Source organism: Arthrobacter sp. 35W (assembly GCF_000482545.1).
In the GTDB taxonomy this organism is placed as follows: domain Bacteria; phylum Actinomycetota; class Actinomycetes; order Actinomycetales; family Micrococcaceae; genus Specibacter.
Genome location: NZ_KI519454.1, coordinates 1,894,415 through 1,917,489 on the forward strand (window position 1 = coordinate 1,894,415; position 23,075 = coordinate 1,917,489).

Genomic DNA, 23,075 nt, shown 5'->3' on the forward strand with positions numbered 1-23,075 from the left:
GGACGCTGATTCCGTGCTGCCGCAGGCGTTCGATGAGCTCGGGTCCGGGCGCCTCCGCGGAAACAGCCCGCAAGGACTGGGTGCGGACCGCGGGTCACCACGCCCTCGTGGATGAGGCGTTTGGGCTTCGCCAACCGGCGCCTGGCTCACCGTCAGGGCGCGGGCCGGCCGAGCCCGCACACAACCGCCGGCACGCCGCCTGTTAACATGGCAAGGATGTTCCCGGACGGCACGAGGCGATCCGCGGGAAGCCAACGAGTCAGGACTGAAGCCAGAAATGTACGTCAAGATCTGCGGTCTGCAGACCGTCGAAACCGTTGCCGCCGCCACCGAAGCCGGGGCCAACGCCGTCGGCTTCGTCTTTGCCCCCGGCAGTCCCCGCCTCATCAGCGCAGAGCTGGCTCTCCTCCTTGGCCGCGGCGTGCCCCAGGGCATCGAGACGGTGGGGGTGTTCCGCAACCAGCCCATCGACGAGGTGGTGCGCACCGCACACCTGGCGGCACTGACCACCGTCCAGCTGCACGGCAGCGAACCGTTGGCCGACATCGAGCGCCTGCGTGCGGAGGGGTTTGGCACCATGCGGGCCTTTTCGGCGCCCGCCTACGGCGCGCTGGACGCTGCGGAGAAGCTGGCCTGGGATTCCGAGCGGATTCTGCTGGACGCCGTCGAACCCGGCGCCGGTGTGGCCTTTGATGCCAGCGTGCTCCACGGTGCGACGCCGCCGGGCTTCTGGCTGCTGGCCGGCGGACTCGCACCCCACAATGTTGCCCAGCTGGCCGCAGCCCTGCGGCCCAGCGGCGTCGACGTATCCAGCGGCGTCGAATCCAGCCGCGGCGTCAAGGACCCGCAGCTGATCAGGGACTTCATCACGGCTGCGCGCCGCTGACGCTGGGTAACAACCCATCGCGGCTCCCCCCGTGGCAGCTGAATTCCGGGCCCTGTTGGACAATTTTTGTCACAAAGGCGCCGTCGAAGCCTGTCTCGAGCCGTCCGACTACTTGGACCAGCCAACGGCTGGTGGGGCCCGCTGTCTGCCTGAAGACAGGTAGTCCGCAGCCGCATTGGGGCTGCTTCGCGGTGCTACGGTCCAAACATGCGTGTGTCAGGGACTTGTCCCGTGCAATTGGGGAACCCTTCACAAGATGCAAGGAGGATTTTCATGAAACGCTGGCTCGCACCCATGGCAGTCACAGGCCTACTCGTCGCCGGCGCCGGTCCGGCCGTTGCCGCCCCGCCCACGAACATCGACGGAACAACAATCAGCTGGCCCTGCCCGCAGTTCACCCAGAACGTCACGCTGGTTCTCACCGGCAAGTCGAAGACGATCAACCTTCCGGGCGGCGGGGCGATCGGTGCTAGCCCCAACCTGAGGGTGACGGCGACGGCGCCCAACGGGCACTCCGCCAGCTACGTCATCACCGGAGCGCTCCACATCACGTTCAATGCCGATGGTAGCCAGAACTACATCGCAACGGGGCGGAACCTCAACCTCGTCCCCGCGGCCAACGGACACCCCTCTGGGTTGTCCCTCACGACGGGCACCTGGACTTTTGCACTCAACCCCGATTTTTCGGAAAAGACGCCCCTCGCGGGCTCCGGCACAAGGCTTGAGGTCTGCCAGGTTCTCGCTGGCTAGCACCTGGGCAACGCCATGGCGCCTCCGGCCAAGGCCGGGGGCGCCATGGCGTTGTAGGATTCCGTTCACCCTAGAGCACGTCCAGCCCATCGCAGCGGACCTGGACGCCGGGCAGTTTCTTCGCGGCGTTGGCGGCCTTGAGGGAACGCAGCCTGGCCGTCACCTGGCGGGCCTGGCCGAAGGGGAAGAACAGCAGGGTGCGGTAGTCCTCGTCCCCGTTGAGCGGCGCAGGACCCACGGTGCGGACGGAGTCCGGCAGGTCCAGTGCGGCAACGAAGGACGACACTGCAGACTGGGGGCCGGTGATCGAGGCGATGCGCACGGCCGGCGGCAGACCAAGCTCTGCACGGAGGGACAGCTCGCGCTCGGCATAGCCGGCGGGATCCCACCGGACAAGCGCGGCCACGGCGGAGGATTCGTCGGCCGTCACCACCACCACTCCTCCTTCACGCGCGGGGCGCACGAGGGCTGCGGCATTGAACCAGCGGCGCAGGGTGCCTTCCTCCGCGCGCAGGGATTCGCGGCGCATCTGGGCATCTCCGTCGAGCAGCAGAGCGGCAGCGTAGCCGGAAGGCGCCAAGGGCTCGGCCCCCACGGTGGCCACGACGACGGCGGGCTTGTCCGGGATGCTGGCCTTGACGTGGTCTCCGGAGGAGGAGATCACCGGGAACTGCGGGAACGCCTTGCCCAGTTCCTCGGCGGTGCGGGTGGCACCCACCACCACGCGGCGCAGGTCGTGGCCGCCGCAGGTGCTGCACTGGAAGTCCGTCTCCGGCGTGCTGCACCAGCGGCACGCGGTCAGCGGCTCCAGACCTGAGCCGTGGGTGGACTGCATCAGCGGCCCACTGCAGACCTTGCAGCGGGCAATCTCGCGGCAGCGCTGGCAGGCCAGCGAGGGTGCATAGCCGGTGCGGGCCACCTGGACCAGTACGGGGCCGCGCGTGAGCGCCTCTTTCGCCGTGGACCAGGCCCGCTCCGGCAGGCGGGCCACGCGGGCCAGCGGATCCAGACCAGTCTCGTAGGAGTCGGCGGTGCTGATGACTCTGGCGGTCAGCTGTCGGGCCACGCTGCGCTCCGGGTGGAGGGGCTGGGCCCATCCGGTGTTGAGCAGCCGCTGGGACTCGGTGCTGCGGCTGTGGGCGGCGAGCAGCATGGCCGCACCCTGCGCCTCGGCCCGCAGCAGCAGCACGTCGCGGCTGTGCTGGTAGGGCGCGCGGCGCTCCACATGGTTGTCGTCGCCGTCGTCCCACAGGCAGAACAGACCGGGGTTGGCGACGGGTGCATACGCCGCCGAACGGGTGCCCAGCACCACGCGGACCTCGCCGGAAAGCACACGGAGGTAGTTGCCGTAGCGGCTGTTCTGGCCGTCCTCGGCCGTCAGCCGGACGAAGCTTCCCACGGGCAGCACGGCACCCACGGCGTCCTCCAGCAGCAGGAGGTCCCGTTGGTCGGGCACCACCGCCACGGCGCCGCGTCCGGAGGCGAAGCAATGGGCTATTGCCTGGGCCAATTGGTGGTGCCACGACACCGGGCCAAAGCCCTGGAGCGCGTTGAGCACGCCGCGGGGCGATCCACCGGCAGCCAGATGGGTCAAGAAGGGTGCGCCGTTCTGGTATCCCGCCAGCAGGCTGGGGCCTGGAGTGGCCGGCTCCTCTTCGGGGGCCCCTCCCCCGGCGGCCAGCCGCTCCAGGTATTCCTTGTCCAGCTTGGCCACACGCGGCGGAATGGCCACCCGGAGCACGTCGCTGACACTGCCGGCACAGCGCTCGGCCACGGCGCGGGCCAGCGCCAGCACCTCGGGGGCAAGCACAGGGACGGCGGAGAACACCTTGGACAGCGGTGTCAGCCGCGCGGTGTCGGATTCGGCCACCCGCTCAGTGAGGTAGCCGTTGAGCTCCTGCCCGGAGAAGCGGACCTTGACCCGCACGCCCGGCAGGGCCTCGGCGTCGAGCTCGGCGGGCACGCTGTAGTCAAAGATGCGGTCCAGATGCGGCAGAGAGGATTCAATCAGCACCCGCGCCACGGGCAGCTGGGTGGCCAGCACTACGCCGCTGTGGGGGTCTGGGGTGCGTTCACGAGGCACAAAGCCGCTGAGCAGCGACAACTGCACGCCGTCCTCTACGTCCACAGCTCCTCCTCCCGAACCTCAAGAATTCCGCCAAACACAACAAACCAGGCAGCCCGTCTGCTGCCACCTTCAAGCCAACCACATGCCACCGACAAACCGGCCACGCCAGCAGATGGCCTTAACGCCCAAGGGGCCCGTGCACACTGCGTGCACGGGCCCCTTGGAACTGCCTAGGCGTTGAAGAAGGACTTCAGCGCATCCACGCGGTCCAGGTTCTCCCAGGTGAAATCGGGATCGTCGCGGCCGAAGTGGCCGTGTGCGGCCGTCTTGGCGTAGATCGGGCGCTTGAGCTGCAGATCGTTGATGATGGCCTGCGGGCGGAGGTCGAAGATCTCCGCGATGGCATCGGAAATGCGGTCCGGATCCACCGTCTCGGTGCCGAAGGTCTCCACGTAGGTGCCCACGGGGCGGGCCTTGCCGATCGCGTACGCGATCTGGATTTCGGCGCGGCTGGCGAGCCCGGCGGCGACGACGTTCTTGGCTACCCAACGCATGGCGTAGGCCGCGGAACGGTCCACCTTTGACGGGTCCTTGCCGGAGAAGGCGCCGCCACCGTGGCGGGCCATGCCGCCGTAGGTGTCAACGATGATCTTGCGGCCGGTCAGGCCGGCGTCGCCCACCGGGCCGCCCACGACGAAGGCGCCGGCCGGGTTGAGGATGTTCTTCACGTGCGAGATGTCCAGATCGGACTGGGCCAGCACCGGGTCGATCACGAAACGGGCCAGGTCCTCGCGCAGCTGCTCCAGAGAGGTTTCCTCGGAGTGCTGGCTGGAGATGACGACGGTTTCCACGGAGACGGGGCGGTCGCCGTCGTAGCCCACGGTGACCTGGGTCTTCCCATCGGGGCGCAGGTAGGCGAGCTCGCCGGACTTGCGGACCTCGGTCAAGCGCTCGGAGAGGCGGTGCGCCAGGAAGATCGGGGTGGGCATGTAGGAGGCTGTCTCATTGCTGGCATAGCCAAACATGATGCCCTGGTCGCCGGCGCCCTGGTGGTCGTACTCGTCAACGGCGGTTCCCTCGCGGACCTCGAGGGCGTTGAAGACGCCGTCGAAGATGTCCGGGGACTGCTGGCCGATCGAGACGGACACGCCGCATCGGGCGCCGTCGAAGCCATTGGCCGAGGAATCGTAGCCAATGTTCAAAATCGTGTTGCGGACAATCTGCGGGATTTCCACATAGGCGTCGGTGGTGACCTCACCGGCCACATGCACCAGACCCGTGGTGGCCATGGTCTCCACGGCAACACGGGAATTGGGGTCTTCGGCCAGCAGCGCGTCCAAAATGGCGTCGCTGATCTGGTCGCAGATCTTGTCCGGGTGGCCTTCCGTTACGGATTCAGACGTAAAGAGGCGCATTCGGGGGTTGGTGTTAGTCACTTAGACACTCTACTTTGTTCTTGCGTGCCAACCCCTGGGGCAGGACACGGATGGTCATACGAAGTTGCACGCCGCCAGTGGGCCCGGCCGGTGAGGTTCCGGACGGCCAGGTTCCGGCTGGTCAGGTTCCGGCAAGCCGGGTGGCCACCAGGGCGACGACGGCGACTGCCACCTCGTCCTTGGAACCGCCGGCCTTCACCTGGCTGGTGGAGCCGCGGGCCAAAATGGTGACCTGGTTCTCGTCCTGGCCAAACACCTTGCCGCCGCCCACCTCGTTGACCACCAGGAGGTCCGCCCCCTTGCGTTCAAGCTTGGCGGTTGCGTAGTCCAGCACCGTGCCACCGTCGTCGCCCGTTTCGGCGGCAAAGCCGACAATCAACTGGCCGGGCTTGCGGTCGGAGCGGGTGGCGCCGAGCTCGGCGAGGATGTCCGGGTTGCGGACCAGGGTGATGACGGGATCGGCGACGTCGTCGCGCTTCTTGATCTTCGTGGTGGCGTTCACCGAGGGGCGGAAGTCCGCCACTGCCGCGGCCATGATGACCACATCCGCGTCAACCGCGGCCTTCAGGGTCGCCTCGCGCAGCTCCAGCGCCGTTTCAACAGCGACGACGCCGGCACCGGCCGGGGCGGGCACCTCCAGATGCGCTGCCACGAGGGTGACCTCGGCGCCGGCGGCCAGTGCCGCGGCGGCCAGGGCGACGCCCTGCTTGCCTGAGGACCTGTTGCCCAGGAAGCGCACCGGGTCCAGCGGCTCGCGGGTGCCGCCGGCGGTGATCACCACGCGCCGGCCGGCCAGCGTCCGGGCAGGGGCGCCGTCGTCGGACAAGCCGGCGAGCAGCTCCATGGCCGCTTCAAAGATTTCCAACGGCTCGGGCAGCCGGCCGGGGCCGGAATCCGGCCCGGTCAGCCGGCCGACCACCGGGTCTAGCACATGCGCGCCGTGGCGGCGCAGCGTGGCCACGTTGTCCTGCGTGGCGGGGTGGCGCCACATTTCCGTGTGCATCGCAGGGGAGAACAGCACCGGGCCACGCGCCATCAGCAGCGTGGTGGTCAGCAGATCATCGGCACGCCCGGCGGCGGCCTTGGCCAGCAGATCCGCGGTGGCCGGAGCCACCACGATCAGATCCGCCGTCTGGCCAAGATGCACATGGTTGACCTTCTCCACGAGGTCAAAAACGCTGTTGGTCACACTATGCCCGGAGAGTGCCTCCCAGGTGGCCACACCGACAAAGCGGGTTGCAGCCTCCGTGGGAACCACTGTGACGGAATGCCCGGCCTCGGTGAAAAGCCGAAGCAGGGATGCCGCCTTGTAGGCGGCGATGCCGCCGCCCACCCCCAGGACAATCGTGTGGGAGACCACGTGGACTTACTTAGCCTCTTCGACGATGGGCGTGGAAACCAGCAGGCCCTCGTTGATTTCGCGCAGCGCGATGGAGAGGGGCTTCTCGTTCAGCTTGGTGTCCACCAGCGGGCCAACGTACTCAAAGAGGCCCTCGTGCAGCTGGGCGTAGTAGGCGTTGATCTGGCGGGCACGCTTGGCACCGAAGATGACCAGCCCGTACTTCGAGTCCGCTGCTTCCAGCAGGGAATCGATCGGCGGGTTGATGATGCCTTCGAGTTGGTTCGACACTATTTCTCCAAAATTTGTGGGGAAGGCTGACTCTCAATCGGCGTGATTGGGGGTCAGCCCCATCAATGTAACAAGCTCGGCTGCCGCGCGGCGCACTTCATCGTTGACGATGGTGTGGTCAAACTCCGGCTCGGCAGCAAGTTCCAGTTTAGCGGTTTCCAGCCGACGCTGCTGTTCTTCGGCAGTTTCCGTGCCGCGGCCCACAAGCCGGCGCACCAATTCGTCCCAGCTGGGCGGAGCCAGGAAGACAAACTGGGCCCCCGGGAGGGCCTCCTTCACCTGGCGGGCACCCTGCAGATCGATCTCCAGCAGCACGTGTTTGCCCTCGGCGACGGCGTTCTCCACCGTGGAGCGCAGCGTGCCGTAGCGGTTCTGGCCGTGGACCACTGCCCACTCCAGGAAGTCGCCGTCGGCGATCAGGGAATCAAATTCTTCGGCGGACTTGAAGAAGTAGTGGACCCCTTCGACCTCGCCCGGACGGGCCGCGCGGGTGGTGGCCGAAACGGACAGCCACACCTCGGGGTAGTTGTCACGGATGAAGGTGGAGACGGTGCCCTTGCCGACGGCGGTGGGCCCGGCCAGAACCGTCAGGCCCATGTACGGCTTCGCGGCGGGGTTCACAGAGGAGGTCACGCGGTGCGCTCCACAAAGTTGACCAGGGCCTTGCGCTGGTGCACACCCAATCCCCTGAGCCTGCGCGTTGACGCAATGCCCAGCTCATTCATGATCACAGTGGCACGTACCTTTCCAATGCCCGGCAGGGCTTCCAATAATTCGGTGACTTTCAACCGGCTTACGGCCGGATCGCTGTCGGCGGCCTCAAGGACCTGTGCCACAGTGTTCTGGCCCGTCTTGAGACGTTCCTTCAGCTCGGCCCGCACCGTACGTGCAGCGGCGGCCTTGGCCAGGGCTGCTGAGCGCTCTTCAGCGCTCAGGGGGCGCAAACTCACAAGGTCCTCCTCGGGGCACGCGCGGTGCACTGGTGTTTGGGGCAAGCTTCTTAGGGCGTGCTTTAGAACCTATCCGCACCGGGGCGGCAAAATCAATCCACCCCGGTGCGCAGATGGTCCTTTAGAGGGCCAGTGTGGCCAGTGTCTCCACCGTGGCGGCGCGCAGGCCCGCCACAGAGGGTCCCGCGGCCAGAATGCCGCGGCTGGAGGTCCCAAGAACCAGCGGGTATGCGTCGCCAAAAGTGGCCCGCATATCGGCACCTGTCGCACCCTGGGCACCCAGTCCGGGAGCCAGGATGGGCCCCTTCACGGCGGCCAGGTCAATGCCCAGATCCACCAGCGCGGTGCCCACCGTGGCACCCACCACGAGGCCCACGGACCCCATGCTGCCGGCGTAGCGCAGATTCTCCGCCGCGGCGGCCTGCACAATGCGCTTGGCCACGGATTCGGCGCCGCCCACATGCTGGACCGACGCACCCTCCGGGTTGGAGGTCAGCGCGAGCACAAACACGCCGCGGCCGGCCTCGGCCGCAAGGTCCAGTGCCGGGCGGAGGGATTCGAAGCCCAGGTACGGGCTCAGGGTCACCGAGTCCGCAGCCAGGGCCGAGCCGTCACGCAGCCAGGCATCGGCATAGCCGGCCATGGTGGAGCCAATGTCTCCACGCTTGGCGTCGGCAATGGTGAGCACACCGGCGTCGGCCGAGGAAGCCAGCAGCTCCTCCAGCGCGGCCAGACCGGCCGAGCCGTGGCGCTCGTAGAGCGCCACCTGCGGCTTGATGGCAGCGGCCAATGGTGCCACGGCCTCCAGCACGGTCTGGGAGAAGGTGCGCAGGCCCTCGGCGTTGTCCGCCAGGCCCCAGGAGGCCAGCAGCGCCGGGTGCGGGTCAATGCCCACACACAGCGGGCCAAGCCGCTCCATGGCTGCGGAGAGGCGCTCACCGAAGGGCGTCCGCCCGACGGCGCCGGGGGCACCGGCGCCGTCGAACGGGTCTCGACGAGCTCGACCAGCGGGATCGCTAGGCATCCGCTGCCACCGGGCCGGCCTTGAGTGCAGCAGCGTGCTCCTGCAGGGAGGTCACGGACCACTCGTAGGAGCGCATGGCCTCGATCGCCTGCACCGCCACGTTGAACTCGGCAACCGTGGTAATGCAGGGCTTGCCGTGGGAGGTGGCTGCGGCGCGGATCTCGTAGCCATCGCTGCGGGCGTCTCCGCCGGAGGGCGTGTTGAAGACCATGTCGATCTCGCCGTTGTTGATCAGATCGGTGATGGTGCCCTCGCCGTCGGCGGAGGTTCCCTCGGTGACCTTGCGGACCGTGGTGGCCTGGATGCCGTTGCGGCGCAGGACATCGGCGGTGCCACCGGTGGAGATGATCTCGAAGCCGAGGTCTGCCAGACGCTTGACGCCCATGATCACCGCACGCTTGTCGCGGTTGGCCACGGAGACAAACACCTTGCCGGAGGTCGGCAGGGCATTGTTGGCAGCGGACTGGCTCTTGGCAAAGGCGGTGTCGAAGTGCTTGTCGATGCCCATGACCTCGCCCGTGGAGCGCATTTCCGGGCCGAGCAGGGAGTCGACAACCGTGCCCTCGGGGGTGCGGAAGCGGCTGAAGGGAAGCACTGCCTCCTTCACGGCCACCGGGGCGTGGTCCGGCAGCGAGCCGCCGTCGCCCTCTTCGGGGAGGATGTGGTGCACGCTGCGCAGGTGGGCGATGGAGACGCCCACGCCGATCAGTGCGGCAGCCTTGGCCATCTGCACGCCGGTTGCCTTGGAGACGAACGGCACCGTGCGGGAGGCACGCGGGTTGGCCTCGAGCACGTAGAGGACGTCGGAGGCCAGGGCGAACTGGATGTTGATCAGGCCGCGCACGCCCACGCCCTCGGCGATGGCACGGGTGGCCGTGCGGACACGGTCCTGCACGTCCTTGCCCAGGGTGATGGGAGGCAGCACGCAGGCAGAGTCGCCCGAGTGGATGCCGGCCTCTTCAATGTGCTCCATGATGCCGCCAAGGTACATGTCCTTGCCGTCGAAGAGCGCGTCGACGTCGATCTCGATGGCGTCTTCCAGGAAGCGGTCGATCAGCACCGGGTGGTCCTCGGTGATCTCGGTGGCGTTCTTGATGTAGCGGGACAGGTTGGCCTCGTCGTAGACGATCTCCATGCCGCGGCCGCCGAGCACGTAGGACGGGCGGACCAGCACGGGGTAGCCGATCTCATCGGCGATCTTCTTGGCGTCCTCGAAGGAGACGGCGGTGCCGTTCTTCGGGGCGATCAGGCCGGCCTTGTCCAGCACGCGGGAGAACATGCCGCGGTGCTCGGCCAGGTCGATGGCCTCCGGGGAGGTGCCCAGGATCGGGACACCGGCGTCGGCCAGGGCCTGGGCCAGCTTCAGCGGGGTCTGGCCGCCGAGCTGGACGAAGACGCCCATGACACCGCCGGTGCGCTCCTCGGCCGCGATGACCTCCAGCACGTCCTCGAGCGTCAGCGGCTCGAAGTACAGGCGGGTGGAGACGTCGTAGTCGGTGGAGACGGTTTCCGGGTTGCAGTTGACCATGACGGTCTCGTAGCCGGCCTTGCGCAGCGCCATGGAGGCGTGGACGCAGGAGTAGTCGAACTCGATGCCCTGGCCGATGCGGTTCGGGCCGGAGCCGAGGATGATCACGGACGGCTTGGCGTGCAGCGCAACCTCGTCCTCCTCGTCGTAGGAGGAATAGTGGTACGGGGTGTACGCGGCGAACTCGGCGGCGCAGGTGTCAACCGTCTTGTAGACCGGGCGGATGCCCAGGGCCTGGCGGACGCCGCGGACCACGGACTCCGAGTTGTGCGTCAGCGCGCCGATCTGCTCATCGGAGAAGCCGTGGCGCTTGGCGCGGCGGAGCATCTCCGGGGTCAGGGCGGTGGAGTGGCGGATCTCGACGGCGATCTCGTTCAGCAGCACCAGCTGGTCCAGGAACCAGGGGTCGATGCCGGTGGCGGCGTAGAGCTGCTCCACGGTGGCGCCGCCCAGCAGGGCGCGCTGGACCTGGGAGAGGCGGTCCGTCGTCGGGCGCTTGGCGGCCTCGATCAGATCCGGCACATCGAGCTCGTTGACGGAGCTGAAGTCCAGGCTGGCACCCTTCTGCTCCAGGGAGCGCAGGGCCTTCTGCAGGGCCTCGGTGAAGTTGCGGCCCATGGCCATGGCCTCGCCGACGCTCTTCATGGTGGTGGTCAGCGTGGGGTCCGCCGCCGGGAACTTCTCGAAGGCGAAGCGCGGAACCTTGACGACAACGTAGTCCAGCGTCGGTTCGAAGGAGGCCGGCGTCTTCTGCGTGATGTCGTTCGGGATCTCGTCCAGCGTGTAGCCCAGGGAGAGCTTGGTGGCGATCTTGGCGATGGCGAAGCCGGTGGCCTTGGAGGCCAGCGCGGAGGAACGGGACACGCGCGGGTTCATCTCGATGACGACGACGCGGCCGGTGTCCGGCTCGATGGCGAACTGGATGTTGCAGCCACCGGTGTCCACGCCAACCTCGCGGATGACGGCGATGGAGATGTCGCGCAGGCGCTGGTACTCGCGGTCCGTCAGGGTCAGGGCCGGGGCCACCGTGATGGAGTCGCCCGTGTGGACGCCCACTGGGTCGAAGTTTTCGATGGAGCACACGACGACGACGTTGTCGTTCTTGTCGCGCATCATCTCCAGCTCGTACTCCTTCCAGCCCAGGATGCTCTCTTCGAGCAGAACCTCGGTGGTGGGGCTGTACTGCAGGCCCTGGCCGACAATGCGGCGCAGGTCATCCTCGTTGTACGCCAGGCCGGAGCCCAGGCCGCCCATGGTGAAGGACGGGCGGACCACCATCGGGTAGCCCAGGTCCTCGGCCGCGACGAGTGCCTCGTCGATGGTGTGGATGATGTGGCTGCGGGCGCTCTCGGCACCGCAGCGCTCCACGACGCCCTTGAACTTCTCACGGTCTTCGCCGAGCTCGATGGCGGCGATGTTGGCGCCGATCAGCTCAACATTGTACTTGGCCAGCACGCCGTTCTTGTCCAGCGCAATGGCGGTGTTCAGCGCGGTCTGGCCACCCAGGGTGGGCAGGACGGCGTCGGGGCGCTCCTTGGCGATGATCTTCTCAACGACCTCGGGGGTGATCGGCTCCACGTAGGTGGCGTCGGCGAACTCCGGGTCGGTCATGATGGTGGCCGGGTTGGAATTGACCAGGATGACCCGCAGGCCCTCCTCCTTGAGCACGCGCAGTGCCTGCGTTCCGGAGTAGTCAAACTCCGCAGCCTGGCCGATCACAATGGGACCGGAGCCAATGACCAGAACGCTCTTCAGGTCTTCTCTCTTGGGCATTAGTTCTTATCCTCAGTCTGGGTCTTGGCTGCGGTGTCAGCCATCAGGTCAATGAAGCGGTCGAAGAGGTACGCGGAATCGTGCGGACCGGCGGCGGCTTCGGGGTGGTACTGGACCGAGAAGGCCGGGATGTCCAGGCAGGCCAGACCCTCGACGACGTCGTCGTTCAGGGAGACGTGGCTGACCTCGACACGGCCGAAGCGCTCCTCCGGAGCCGTGACAGGCCCGTCCTTGGGGGCGTCAACGGCGAAGCCGTGGTTCTGGCTGGTGATCTCCACCTTGCCGGTCTTGCGGTCCAGCACAGGCTGGTTGATGCCGCGGTGGCCGTAGCGCAGCTTGTAGGTGCCAAAGCCCAGGGCGCGGCCCAGGATCTGGTTGCCGAAGCAGATGCCGAAGAACGGCGTGCCGGAATCGAGCACCTTGCGCAGCAGCGACACCTGGGCGTCGGCCGTGGCGGGGTCGCCGGGGCCGTTGGAGAGGAACACGCCGTCGGGGTTGACGGCCTGGATGTCCTCGAGGGTGGCGGTGGCCGGCAGCACGTGCACGCGCACGCCGCGCTCGGCGAAGCGCTGCGGGGTCATGGCCTTGATGCCCAGGTCGATGGCGGCGATGGCGAACTTCGCCTCACCCTCCCAGCCGTAGTCGGCGGGCTCGACGACGTAGGACTGGGTCACGGAGACCTCTTCGGCCAGGCGGGCGCCTTCCATCGGGGCGCTGGCGGCCACGATGGCCAGCAGTTCCGCCTCGGTGGCCTTGGCGTCCGCACCGGAGAAGATGCCGGCGCGCATGGCGCCGCGCTCGCGCAGGTGGCGGGTGATGGCGCGGGTGTCGACACCCTGGATGCCGATGATGCCCTGGGCCACCAGCTCGTCATCGAGGCTGCGCTCGGAGCGCCAGTTGGAGGGGCGGCGGGCGGCGTCGCGGACGATGTAGCCGGCCACCCAGATGCGGCGGGACTCGGCGTCCTCGGCGTTCACACCGGTGTTGCCGATGTGCGGAGCGGTCTGGACCACCAGCTGGCGGGCGTAGGAGGGGTCCGTGATGGTCTCCTGGTAGCCGGTCATGCCGGTGGCGAAGACGGCCTCGCCCAACGCGGTGCCCTGGGCACCGTAGCTGGTGCCGCGGAAGATCCGCCCGTCCTCCAGGACCAGCAGTGCAGCACTGCTCGGTGCGTGCACAGGCGTGGTGGATTCAGCCGATTCTTGTGTCGTGGACTCTTGTGTCATGGACTTATTCTTTCCGTTCATGCCTGTGTGGATTCAGTCGTTGTGCCATGGGGTGGCACCAAATTTTCAAGGGAGTGCAGCAGCGGGGTCTTCTCGGCGGCGGCCCTGGTGCGGAATCCGGTGTCCACCGGAGTCTCCCCCAGCGTCCAGCCCAGCACCACCAGCCCGTCCTTTTCGACGAACTTGCCGGCCATGCCGCTCTCCAGCCGGACCTCCGTCAGCGACTGTGCGTCGATGTAGAGGTCCGGGGCTCCGGAGCGGCGGATCAGCACCGCGGCCGGGTGGACCTCCACCGTGGCGGTGGTCCGGATGCCGAGCGCGTGGACGGCGATCCGGTCCAGCCAGTCCCCCGCGGAGGTGGTGGCCACATAGGTGCCGGCCACAGCCAGCAGCGGCTCGCCCAGCCCGGCAGGAACCTCCGGCAGCCCCGCCACCGTCTGCTGGCGCTTGAGCCGGTTGCGCCAGCCCAGACCGATCAGGGCGAAGACCACCACAACCAGCAGCGCCGTCAGCACGGTGGGCAGGAGGCGGTCCCCCATCAGGAGGCGCTGCCCGGGTAGGGGGTGTTCAGCACGCCGTCGAGCACCGTGGGGTGGCCGCGGAAGAAGGTGGCCTTGACGGCGCCGGGCAGTTCGCGGCCGGCGAAGGGCGAGTTGCGGCCCTTCGTGGCCATCTTCGCCGGGTCAACCGTCCAGCGGGCGGCCGGGTCCACCAGCACCAGGTTGGCGGGCTCGCCCACCTCCAGCGGCCGGCCCTGGTCCGCCAGGCGGCCGATGGCAGCGGGGGCGAAGGAGGTGACGCGGGCAAAGTCGGCCCAGCTCATCAGACCGGTTTCGATCATGGTGTGCTGCACCACGGAGAGGGCCGTTTCCAGACCCGTCATGCCCATGGCGGCCTGGGCCCATTCGCAGGCCTTGGCCTCGTCCGGGTGCGGCGCGTGGTCCGTGCCGATGATGTCGATGGTGCCGTCAGCCAGGGCCGCACGCAGCGCCTGGACGTCCTCATCCGCACGCAGCGGCGGGTTGACCTTGTAGACCGGGTTGTACGAGCGCACCAGTTCCTCGGTCAGCCACAGGTGGTGCGGGGTGACCTCGGCGGTGACGTTGATGCCGCGGGCCTTGGCCCAGCGGATGATCTCCACCGACCCGGCAGTGGAGACATGGCAGACGTGCAGGCGCGAGCCCACGTGCTGGGCGAGCAGCACATCGCGGGCGATGATGCTTTCCTCGGCGACGGCGGGCCAGCCGGCCAGGCCGAGCACCGAGGAGACCTTGCCCTCGTTCATCTGGGCGCCCTCGGTGAGGCGCGGTTCCTGGGCGTGCTGGGCGATGACGCCGTCGAACGCCTTGACGTATTCCAGGGCGCGGCGCATCAGCACCGGGTCCGAGACGCAGATGCCGTCGTCGGAGAAGACGCGCACGCGGGCACGGGAATCGGCCATCGCACCGAGTTCGGCCAGCTGCTTGCCGGCCAGACCCACCGTCACGGCGCCCACCGGGCGGACGTCCACCCAGCCGGATTCCTTGCCCAGCGAGTAGACCTGCTCCACCACGCCGGCGGTGTCCGCCACGGGCGAGCTGTTGGCCATGGCGTGCACGGAGGTGAAGCCGCCCAGGGCCGCGGCGCGGGTGCCGGTTTCAACGGTCTCGGCGTCCTCGCGGCCGGGCTCGCGCAGGTGGGTGTGCAGATCCACCATCCCGGGCAGGGCAACCAGGCCCTCGGCCTCGATGACTGTGGCGCCCGCTGCGGCGGGGGTGCCCAGCAGGTCCGCACCGATCTCGGCAATGACGCCTTCGCGGATCAGCAGATCGGCGGCGTCGCCGCCCAGCACCGAGGCCTGGCGGATGAGGTAGGTGCCCGTGGTGGGTGTGGCGGTGCTCATGCGAATTCCTTCAGTGTTGTCCCGTTCAGGGTGGTCTCGTTCGGGGTGGTCCCGGCGGCGGGGGCGTTCTCGCGCAGTTCCCCGGACATCAGCAGATAGAGGGTGGCCATGCGCACGGACACACCATTGCGCACCTGGGCCAGCACCGTGGAGCGGGGGGAATCGGCGGCGGCGGAGGAGATCTCCAGGCCGCGGTTCATCGGGCCCGGGTGCATGATGATGGTGTCCTTCAGGCCCAGCGTGTCCAGCTTGGCCAGCCGGGCGTCGTCGAAGCCCCAGCGACGGGAGTACTCACGGGTGGAGGGGAAGAAGGAATCGTTCATGCGCTCGGCCTGGACGCGCAGCATCATCACGGCGTCCACACCGGAGGCCAGCACGGAGTCCAGGTCGTAGCTGACCTTGCACGGCCAGTATTCGACGCCAATGGGCAGCAGCGTGGGCGGGGCCACCAGCGTGACCTCGGCGCCGAGGGTCTTCAGCAGCCACACATTGGAGCGGGCCACGCGGGAGTGCAGCACGTCTCCGGCGATCACCACGCGCATGCCGGTCAGGTCCGCGCCGATGGAGGAGGTCCCGGCCAGCTTGGCCAGGTGGCGGCGCATGGTGAAGGCATCCAGCAGCGCCTGGGTGGGGTGGGCGTGCGTGCCGTCGCCCGCATTGATGACGGCGGCGTCGATCCAGCCGGAGTTGGCCAGCTGCGCCGGGGCGCCGGAGGCCCAGTGGCGGATGACGACGGCGTCGGCGCTCATGGCTTCCAGCGTCTGGGCGGTGTCCTTCAACGACTCGCCCTTGGACACCGAGGAGCCCTTGGCCGCGAAGTTGATGACATCGGCCGAGAGGCGCTTGGCGGCGGCCTCGAAGGAGATGCGGGTGCGCGTTGAGTCCTCAAAGAAGAGGTTCACCACGGTGCGGCCGCGCAGGGCGGGGAGCTTCTTGACCTCCCGCTCCCCCACCGCGGCCATTTCCTCGGCGGTGTCGAGGATGCGCACGGCGTTTTCCAGCGAGAGGTCCTCGGTGGACAGCAGGTGCCTCATGCGCCTGCCTCAATGATGACGGAATCCACAGTGCCTTCCTGGCCGGCAACGGCGTCGATCTCATCCAGGCGCACGCGCACCTTTTCGGACGAGGAGGTGGGGAGGTTCTTGCCGACGTGGTCGGCGCGGATGGGGAGCTCGCGGTGGCCGCGGTCAACGAGGACGGCGAGCCGCACGGCGCGGGGGCGGCCGACGTCGACGAGGGCGTCAAGGGCGGCGCGGATGGTGCGTCCGGAGTAGAGGACGTCGTCAACAAGGACAACGATCTTCTCGTCAATGCCGGAGGCGGGGAGGGCCGTGCGTTGGGGGGCGCGGGTGGGCTGGTGGGCCAGATCATCGCGGAACATTGTCACATCCAGCTGGCCGACGATGGCCGCGGCGTCCACAGTGGGGTCCGTGGCGGCGATCTTGCGGGCCAGGCGCTGCGCCAGCGGGAAGCCGCGGCGGGGGATGCCCAACAGAAGAAGGTCCTTGGAGCCTTTGTTGGCCTCAAGGATTTCATAGGCGATACGAGTAAGTGCACGGTCGATGTCCGCCGCGGAAAGTACCACCCGCGGCGCGTTGGCCGGTGCTGCATTGCTGCTCATGCCTCGCGTCCCCTTTCCCCGCCTCACTGGACGGAATTAAAAGGATTATTGCCTTCCAAAAGTACCATAGGCGCGCCACGGCCCGCCGCGCAGCAATAGTGTCTTGGCGCCGCCCCGGCCCGGCCCTAGTGTGGGTTCCATGACTGATCCCGGCTCCTGGCAGACCCCTCCACCGGGGGCGCCGCAGCAGCAGCCCACCTATGCCCAGACACCGCTGAGCCCGGCCGAGCGCGGCGTGGCCGGCGGCGCCGTCGTCCCGGGCCGGGCGGCACCGCTGCAGTATTGGCACCAGCCCACCACCCCCGGCGGACCGGGACGCAAGCCCCGGCGGCCCGGCCGCGTGATCAACATCATTCTGATAGTTGCTGTGGCGCTGGTCACGGCCATCACCCTGGCCTTCTTCGCTGCCTCGCTGGGCGCCAGCGTGTTCCTCATCTGTGGCGCTCTGGCACTGATTCCACTGACCATCTGCCTGCTGACGCTGTACTGGGTGGACCGCTGGGAGCCGGAGCCCAAGGGCGCCCTGCTGTTCGCGTTCTGCTGGGGCGCGGGCATGAGCATCATCACCTCGCTGGTGGTGGGCCAGTGGGTGCAGCCGCTGCTCCTGGAGGGTGCCGCCATGACCGATCCGGAAACCGTGGGCGCCGTTCTCCAGGCACCGCTGGTGGAGGAGACTTCCAAGGGCCTGGGCGTGCTGCTGCTGTTCTTTCTGCGCCGGCGCACCTTTGACGGACCCATCGACGGCGTGGTCTACGCCGGCACCATCGCCGCCGGCTTCGCCTTCACCGAGAACATCCTCTACTTCAGCTCCACGCTGGTGGCGGAAGAGGCCGACGCCGCCGTGGGCCTGGTGCTGATCTTCCTGGTCCGCGGCCTGATGAGCCCCTTTGCGCATGTGATGTTCACCGCCACGCTGGGTGCCGTGGTGGGCTACGCGGCCCGCTACGGCGGAACCCCGCTGGTGGTCGGTGCGTGGTTTGTGGGCCTGGTCCCGGCCATGTTCCTGCACGGGCTGTGGAATGCGAGCTCGCTGATCAACGAGAACTTCTTCCTGGTCTATGGTGCGCTGCAGATGCCGATCTTCGTGATCTACGTGGTGGGCATCATCATGCTGCGCCGCTCGGAGGCCAAACTGACGCGCAACAGGCTCTCGGACTACGTGCCCTCCGGCTGGATCCACCCCCAGGAGGTGCCGATGCTCGGCACAGGTGCCGGCCGCCGTCGCGCCCTGGCCTGGGCGGGCACCTTCGGCGCAGCCAAGGACATGCGCCGCCTCATCATGCTGGCCACCAGGCTAGCGTTCAACCGGCAGCGGATCCTCGTCGGCTCGCGGCAGCGCCAGTCCCCCGCCGCAGCGGCCCGGACCCATGAGGCCATCAGCAGCGAACTCATCCTGCTCCGCCGCACCACCGACGCCCGTGCCACGGTCCTTGCCCGCCAACAGGCCGCCGCCCAGCAAGCCATGATGGCCCGCTACGCATCACAGCCCCCGCACCCCGGTGGCTGAGCCCGTTGGAACCACGCGCGAGGAACGCATCCCCGGCCAACGATCGCTGGCGACGCACCATCCCTTCCAGGACGCAGTCGTAGACGCATCCTGGAAGGGGAACTGCGTCCCGGCAGCAGTGGGGCGTCCCGGGAGGCGTTAAACGAACGACGGCGGTGGTGCCGGGAACGTGTCCCGGCACCACCGCCGTCGTCGTAAGCCGTGCTGGGCCTTAGGCCAGCAGCGTGGGCTTGAGCTGCTGCAAGCGGCCCAACAGTCCGTTGATGAACTGGGGCGACTCGTCGGTGGAGAGCATCTTGGCCAGTTCAACGGCCTCGCTCACCGCCACGCCGTCGGGAACGTCGTCGTTGTAGAGGAGTTCCCAGGCACCGATGCGCAGGATGATGCGGTCCACAGCGGGCATACGGTCCAGGGTCCAGCCCTGGGAGTATGTCTGCAGGAACTCATCAATGGTTTCCTGCATTTCCGTGACACCTTCGATGACATCAACGGTGTACACGTTGATGATCTGGTCGGTGCTCTCGCGGCGCTGCTTCAGCGCGCTGGAGACGGAGACGGAGCGCTGCTCGGATTCAAACAAGAGGTCCAAAGCCCGGCGGCGCGCCTTGCTTCTGGCCGAAGTCGACCGTGATGGATCGGCTGCCACTATTCGCTGACACGTCCCTGGTAGCTGCCGTCGCGGGTGTCGACCTTGACGCGGGTGTTGTTCTCGACGAACAGCGGAACCTGGATCTCGTAGCCGGTTTCCAGCGTGGCCGGCTTGGTGCCAGCGGAGGAGCGGTCGCCCTGGAGGCCCGGCTCGGTGTAGGTGATCTGCAGGATCACGGAGGCCGGCAGTTCGATGTACAGCGGAGCACCCTCGTGGATGGCGATGTTCACGTTCTGGTTTTCCAGCATGAAGTTCACTGCGTCGCCCACGGTCTCGGCCGGAACCGTGATCTGGTCGTAGTCCTGGGTGTCCATGAAGACGTAGTCGGCGCCGTCCTGGTACAGGTACTGGAAGTCGCGGCGGTCAACCGTGGCGGTCTCGATCTTCAGGCCGGCGTTGAACGTCTTGTCAACAACCTTGCCCGACATGACGTTGCGCATCTTGGTGCGCACAAACGCGCCACCCTTGCCCGGCTTGACGTGCTGGAACTCAATGATGTTCCAGAGCTGGCCCTCGAGCTTGAGAACCGTGCCGTTCTTGATGTCGTTAGTTGTTGCCACTGGTTTCCTCTTTTGTAGTGCCGCTGCCCGCAGGAGAAGGCTATTGACCCCTGTTGTCCGGCCTCCGGGAACCGCATAATGCGGAACCTGGGCTGGTGCGGGGATGAAATATCAAAAATCCATTGTCCATTCTACCTGCTCCAGCCAGCAGAGCCGAATGCGCGACGGCGGCACCCGGCCAAAGCCTCTGTTCAGGCTACTGTTCGGCCAGATCCCGGGCCCGGCGCAGGGACACCGTGGAGGAGTAGATGGCCGCAGCATCGGCCCCGGCGGCGACCCTTTGCTCCAGTGCGGTGGCGAAGGACCGGGCCGCGGCCTCGTAGTTGCCGGCGCCGAAGTGGACCTTGCCCATCTGGTGGTGCACCCAGGATTCATCGGGCGTGTTGGCCACCCGTGCACCGAGGGCCTTCAGCCGCTGCAGGGCCAACGCCGTCTGCTTGGTGGCACGCAGGATGTCCGCGTCGTACACCTGCAGCCGGAAGGAATCGGGGTCCTTCAGCCGTGCCTCCGCGGCCGCTTCGGCGGCCTCCGCGACGCGGCCCTGGGCCAGCAGCACAAAGACCTCATCCGCCGGGTCCGTGGACTGCGCCAGAGCTGCAGCGCACTCCTCCTCGTCGACAACCTCCGGCACCAGGGTGCGGGGGTTGACGGCGATGCCCGGGAACCCTGCGTACGGCCAATCCTTCAGCGCCATGGCTAGGAGGCTATTTCCTGATAGGCGGCAAAGAGCAGCGACGTGTCAGGCACGTCGAGCATTCCGGGCTTGGCGACGTCGTCCAGCACCACGAAGCGCAGCAGGTCGCCGCGGGACTTCTTGTCCCGGCGCATGCCGTCCAGCAGGCCCTGCCAGCGGTCCCTGCGGTAGGTGGTCGGCAGCCCCAGGCCCTCGAGCACCGTGCGGTGGCGGTCGGCGACGTCGTCGGCGAGGCGTCCCACGCTGCGGGACAGCTCGGCGGCGAACATCATGCCCACGGAGACGGCGGCACCGTGGCGCCAGGAGTAGCGCTCCACAAGCTCGATGGCGTGGCCCAGAGTGTGGCCGTAGTTGAGGATCTCGCGCAGGCCCGCTTCCTTCAGGTCCTCGGAGACCACCTTGGCCTTGACGGCGATGGCGCGCTCGATCAGCTCGCGGACGGCGGCGGAGCCGGGGTCCTTCACGGCCTCGGGCTGGGATTCGATGATCTCCAGGATCGCGGGGTCCGCGATGAAGCCGCACTTGACCACCTCGGCCATGCCGGAGATCAGCTCATTCGGCGGCAGCGTGGCGAGGGTGTCCAGATCGGCCAACACGGCAGCCGGCGGATGGAACGCACCCACGAGGTTCTTGCCCTCGGCGGTATTGATGCCGGTCTTGCCGCCCACGGCAGCGTCAACCATGCCCAGCAGCGAGGTGGGCATGTGGATAACCTTGACGCCGCGCAGCCAGGTGGCCGCGACAAAGCCCGCCAGGTCCGTCACGGCACCGCCGCCAACGGCCACGATGGCGTCCGAGCGGGTGAAATCGTTCTGTCCCAGCACCTGCCAGCAGAAGGCGGCAACCTGGATGTGCTTGCCCTCCTCGGCGTCGGGGATCTCCGCCGTCAGGGCGGTGAAGCCGGCCGCGGCCAGCTCGTCGCGGACGGTGTCGCCCGTCAGGCGCAGGGCGCGCGGGTGGACCACCAGGACGCGGCGGACGCGCTCGCCCAGCAGCGCCGGGAGCTGGGCCAGCAGTCCGCGGCCGACGACGACGTCGTAGTTGTCCGCGGGGGCGGAACCGGTGACCTGGATGATGGTGGAACTGCTGCTCACGATGGTCCGATCTGATGGTGCGGGTGTGTGTTCAGGGCGGTGGCCAGGGCGGCCACCAATTCAGGGACGGTGCCGTGGCGGACGTCCAGGGTGATGTCCGCGAGCCGCTCGTAGACGGGGGTGCGGACCGCGGCGAGCTCCTGCCAGCGGCTCAGCGGATCCTCCGCCAGCAGCGGCCGGCCGGTGTTGCGGGTGATCCGATCGCGCACTGTCTCAAGATCGGCGTCGAGGTGGACCACCGTGGCCCGGGCCAGCAATTGCTGGGTGCCCGAATCCAGCACGGCTCCCCCACCGAGGGACAGCACGCGGGGTTTGGCCGGGGCACCGGACTCCGGATCCAGCACGCCGGCGATGGCCTTGGCCTCCAGCTGGCGGAAGTGCCGTTCCCCGCGGCTGGCAAAAATCTCCGGGATCGGGCCATGCTTGGCCACCACCAGAGCATCGGAATCGACGAACGCCAGTCCCAGCGCGGCCGCCAGTTCCGCCCCGATGGCAGACTTGCCAACGGCCATCGGCCCAATCAGGACGATGGTGCGGCGCGGCACAAAGGCCTGCGCCGCCGGGGCGGAGCCGGCAGGACGCTCGGAGGAGGTCACTGCCCCAGGGTGTCCAGGGCCGAGGGGATGTTGGCCAGGTAGCTGGCCAGGTTGCGCGAGGTCTCGGCGATGGAGTCACCGCCGAACTTCTCGGCAACGGCGTCGGCCAGCACCAGGGCGACCATGGCCTCGGCGACGACGCCGGCAGCCGGCACGGCGCAGACGTCGGAGCGCTGGTGGTGGGCCTTGGCGGGCTCGCCGGTGGCGATGTCGATGGTCTTCAGGGCGCGGGGCACCGTGGCGATCGGCTTCATGGCCGCACGGACGCGCAGCACATCACCAATGCTCATGCCGCCTTCGATGCCGCCGGCGCGGTTGGAGGTGCGCACAATGGTGCCCTCGGCGTCGCGCTCGATCTCATCGTGGGCTGCCGAGCCGCGGCGTGCGGCGGTGCGGAAGCCGTCGCCGATCTCCACGCCCTTGATGGCCTGGATGCCCATCAGGGCACCGGCCAGGCGTGCGTCAAGGCGGCGGTCCCAGTGCACGTAGCTGCCCAGTCCCGGCGGGAGGCCGTAGGCAAGCACCTCGACAATGCCGCCGAGGGTCTCCCCCTCCTTGTGGGCGGCGTCCACTTCGGCCACCATGGCGGCGGAGGTGGTTTCGTCAAAGCAGCGCAGCGGATCGGCGTCCAGAGCCGCGACGTCGGCCGGGTGCGGCAAGTCGGAGCCCTCGGGAACCTCGACGGCGGCGATCGCCACGGTGTGGGAGACCAAATCGATGCCCAGCGACTTCAGGATCGAGGCGGCGACGGCGCCCAGGGCCACCCGTGCGGCGGTTTCGCGGGCACTGGCGCGCTCCAGCACGGGGCGGGCCTGGTCGAAGCCGTACTTCTGCATGCCGGTGAAATCGGCGTGGCCCGGACGCGGGCGCGTCAACGGAGCATTGCGCGCCTGGTCGGCCAAAATGGCGGGGTCCACAGGGTCGGCAGACATGATCTGCTCCCACTTGGGCCATTCGGAGTTGGCGATCTGGATGGCCACCGGGCCGCCCTGGGTCAGGCCATGGCGCACGCCGCCCAGGATCGTGACGACGTCCTGCTCAAACTTCATCCGAGCGCCGCGGCCATAGCCAAGCCGGCGGCGGGCCAGCGCTTCCTGGATCGCCGTGCTGGTCAGCTCAACGCCGGCCGGCACGCCTTCAATAATTCCCACGAGTGCCGGGCCATGAGACTCACCGGCGGTCAACCAACGCAACATAGAAT

Annotated in this window: 22 protein-coding genes; 3 read left to right on the plus strand and 19 right to left on the minus strand. The window is 68.0% G+C overall.

Features of this window, described 5'->3' with window-relative positions:
- The first annotated feature begins 277 nt into the window (after positions 1 to 277).
- Both K254_RS0108315 and K254_RS0108320 read left to right on the plus strand, forming a co-directional pair.
- Positions 278 to 886, plus strand: a complete 609-nt coding sequence (locus K254_RS0108315) for a phosphoribosylanthranilate isomerase (protein WP_026554974.1) — start codon at positions 278 to 280, stop codon at positions 884 to 886.
- 273 nt (positions 887 to 1,159) lie between these two features.
- Positions 1,160 to 1,636: a hypothetical protein gene (locus K254_RS0108320; protein ID WP_026554975.1), complete on the plus strand. Its 477-nt coding sequence runs from the start codon at positions 1,160 to 1,162 to the stop codon at positions 1,634 to 1,636.
- A 70-nt stretch (positions 1,637 to 1,706) separates the two neighbouring features.
- Here the strand turns inward: K254_RS0108320 and K254_RS0108325 are convergent, their stop codons facing one another.
- The 13 genes from K254_RS0108325 to pyrR form a co-directional block, all read right to left on the minus strand.
- Positions 1,707 to 3,764: a primosomal protein N' gene (locus tag K254_RS0108325; RefSeq protein ID WP_026554976.1), complete on the minus strand. Its 2,058-nt coding sequence runs from the start codon at positions 3,762 to 3,764 to the stop codon at positions 1,707 to 1,709.
- A gap of 170 nt (positions 3,765 to 3,934) precedes the next feature.
- Positions 3,935 to 5,119 (minus strand): methionine adenosyltransferase, encoded by a 1,185-nt coding sequence (gene metK, locus K254_RS0108330; RefSeq protein ID WP_051388983.1) that lies wholly within the window; start codon positions 5,117 to 5,119, stop codon positions 3,935 to 3,937.
- Positions 5,120 to 5,261: 142 nt separating this feature from the next.
- The gene (gene coaBC / locus K254_RS0108335; RefSeq protein ID WP_026554978.1) at positions 5,262 to 6,500 is read right to left on the minus strand and encodes a bifunctional phosphopantothenoylcysteine decarboxylase/phosphopantothenate--cysteine ligase CoaBC; all 1,239 of its coding nucleotides are present in this window, start codon (positions 6,498 to 6,500) and stop codon (positions 5,262 to 5,264) included.
- Positions 6,501 to 6,506: 6 nt separating this feature from the next.
- Positions 6,507 to 6,770, minus strand: a complete 264-nt coding sequence (gene rpoZ / locus K254_RS0108340; RefSeq protein WP_026554979.1) for a DNA-directed RNA polymerase subunit omega — start codon at positions 6,768 to 6,770, stop codon at positions 6,507 to 6,509.
- 33 nt (positions 6,771 to 6,803) lie between these two features.
- A complete protein-coding gene (gene gmk, locus K254_RS0108345; protein WP_035749813.1) occupies positions 6,804 to 7,367 on the minus strand; it encodes a guanylate kinase in 564 nt (187 codons plus the stop codon).
- Positions 7,368 to 7,399: 32 nt separating this feature from the next.
- Positions 7,400 to 7,720 carry an integration host factor, actinobacterial type gene (gene mihF / locus K254_RS0108350; protein WP_026554981.1) on the minus strand — a complete coding sequence of 107 codons (321 nt, stop codon included), beginning with the start codon at positions 7,718 to 7,720 and terminating at the stop codon, positions 7,400 to 7,402.
- Between the two features lie 121 nt (positions 7,721 to 7,841).
- Positions 7,842 to 8,744 carry an orotidine-5'-phosphate decarboxylase gene (gene pyrF / locus K254_RS22460; protein ID WP_051388984.1) on the minus strand — a complete coding sequence of 301 codons (903 nt, stop codon included), beginning with the start codon at positions 8,742 to 8,744 and terminating at the stop codon, positions 7,842 to 7,844.
- The gene (carB, locus tag K254_RS0108360) at positions 8,737 to 12,045 is read right to left on the minus strand and encodes a carbamoyl-phosphate synthase large subunit (protein WP_026554982.1); all 3,309 of its coding nucleotides are present in this window, start codon (positions 12,043 to 12,045) and stop codon (positions 8,737 to 8,739) included. Before carB ends, pyrF begins: the two co-directional genes overlap by 8 nt.
- Complete coding sequence (gene carA, locus K254_RS0108365; RefSeq protein ID WP_035749142.1) at positions 12,045 to 13,271, minus strand: glutamine-hydrolyzing carbamoyl-phosphate synthase small subunit; 1,227 nt, start codon at positions 13,269 to 13,271, stop codon at positions 12,045 to 12,047. Before carA ends, carB begins: the two co-directional genes overlap by 1 nt.
- Positions 13,272 to 13,288: 17 nt before the next feature.
- Positions 13,289 to 13,810, minus strand: a complete 522-nt coding sequence (locus K254_RS0108370; protein WP_026554984.1) for a PH-like domain-containing protein — start codon at positions 13,808 to 13,810, stop codon at positions 13,289 to 13,291.
- Entirely contained in the window at positions 13,810 to 15,153 is a 1,344-nt protein-coding gene (locus K254_RS0108375; RefSeq protein WP_026554985.1) for a dihydroorotase, read from the minus strand. Before K254_RS0108375 ends, K254_RS0108370 begins: the two co-directional genes overlap by 1 nt.
- Positions 15,150 to 16,187, minus strand: a complete 1,038-nt coding sequence (locus tag K254_RS22465; protein ID WP_051388985.1) for an aspartate carbamoyltransferase catalytic subunit — start codon at positions 16,185 to 16,187, stop codon at positions 15,150 to 15,152. The genes K254_RS0108375 and K254_RS22465 overlap by 4 nt, the downstream gene beginning before the upstream one ends.
- Positions 16,184 to 16,774 (minus strand): bifunctional pyr operon transcriptional regulator/uracil phosphoribosyltransferase PyrR, encoded by a 591-nt coding sequence (pyrR, locus tag K254_RS0108385; RefSeq protein ID WP_026554986.1) that lies wholly within the window; start codon positions 16,772 to 16,774, stop codon positions 16,184 to 16,186. The genes K254_RS22465 and pyrR overlap by 4 nt, the downstream gene beginning before the upstream one ends.
- Positions 16,775 to 16,913: 139 nt before the next feature.
- On the opposite strand from pyrR, the gene K254_RS22470 reads away from it, so the two are divergent.
- On the plus strand, positions 16,914 to 18,281 hold the full coding sequence (locus K254_RS22470; RefSeq protein ID WP_051388986.1) for a PrsW family intramembrane metalloprotease: 1,368 nt from the start codon (positions 16,914 to 16,916) through the stop codon (positions 18,279 to 18,281).
- A gap of 211 nt (positions 18,282 to 18,492) precedes the next feature.
- Here the strand turns inward: K254_RS22470 and nusB are convergent, their stop codons facing one another.
- The 6 genes from nusB to aroC form a co-directional block, all read right to left on the minus strand.
- Positions 18,493 to 18,927: a transcription antitermination factor NusB gene (gene nusB / locus K254_RS0108395; protein ID WP_035749144.1), complete on the minus strand. Its 435-nt coding sequence runs from the start codon at positions 18,925 to 18,927 to the stop codon at positions 18,493 to 18,495.
- On the minus strand, positions 18,927 to 19,490 hold the full coding sequence (gene efp, locus K254_RS0108400) for an elongation factor P (RefSeq protein ID WP_026554988.1): 564 nt from the start codon (positions 19,488 to 19,490) through the stop codon (positions 18,927 to 18,929). Before efp ends, nusB begins: the two co-directional genes overlap by 1 nt.
- A 196-nt stretch (positions 19,491 to 19,686) precedes the next feature.
- Positions 19,687 to 20,184, minus strand: a complete 498-nt coding sequence (locus K254_RS0108405) for a hypothetical protein (RefSeq protein WP_026554989.1) — start codon at positions 20,182 to 20,184, stop codon at positions 19,687 to 19,689.
- Between the two features lie 2 nt (positions 20,185 to 20,186).
- Complete coding sequence (gene aroB / locus K254_RS0108410) at positions 20,187 to 21,278, minus strand: 3-dehydroquinate synthase (protein ID WP_026554990.1); 1,092 nt, start codon at positions 21,276 to 21,278, stop codon at positions 20,187 to 20,189.
- The gene (locus tag K254_RS22475) at positions 21,275 to 21,790 is read right to left on the minus strand and encodes a shikimate kinase (RefSeq protein WP_081710090.1); all 516 of its coding nucleotides are present in this window, start codon (positions 21,788 to 21,790) and stop codon (positions 21,275 to 21,277) included. Before K254_RS22475 ends, aroB begins: the two co-directional genes overlap by 4 nt.
- Before the next feature lie 80 nt (positions 21,791 to 21,870).
- Positions 21,871 to 23,070 carry a chorismate synthase gene (aroC, locus tag K254_RS0108420; RefSeq protein ID WP_026554991.1) on the minus strand — a complete coding sequence of 400 codons (1,200 nt, stop codon included), beginning with the start codon at positions 23,068 to 23,070 and terminating at the stop codon, positions 21,871 to 21,873.
- Positions 23,071 to 23,075: the final 5 nt, after the last annotated feature.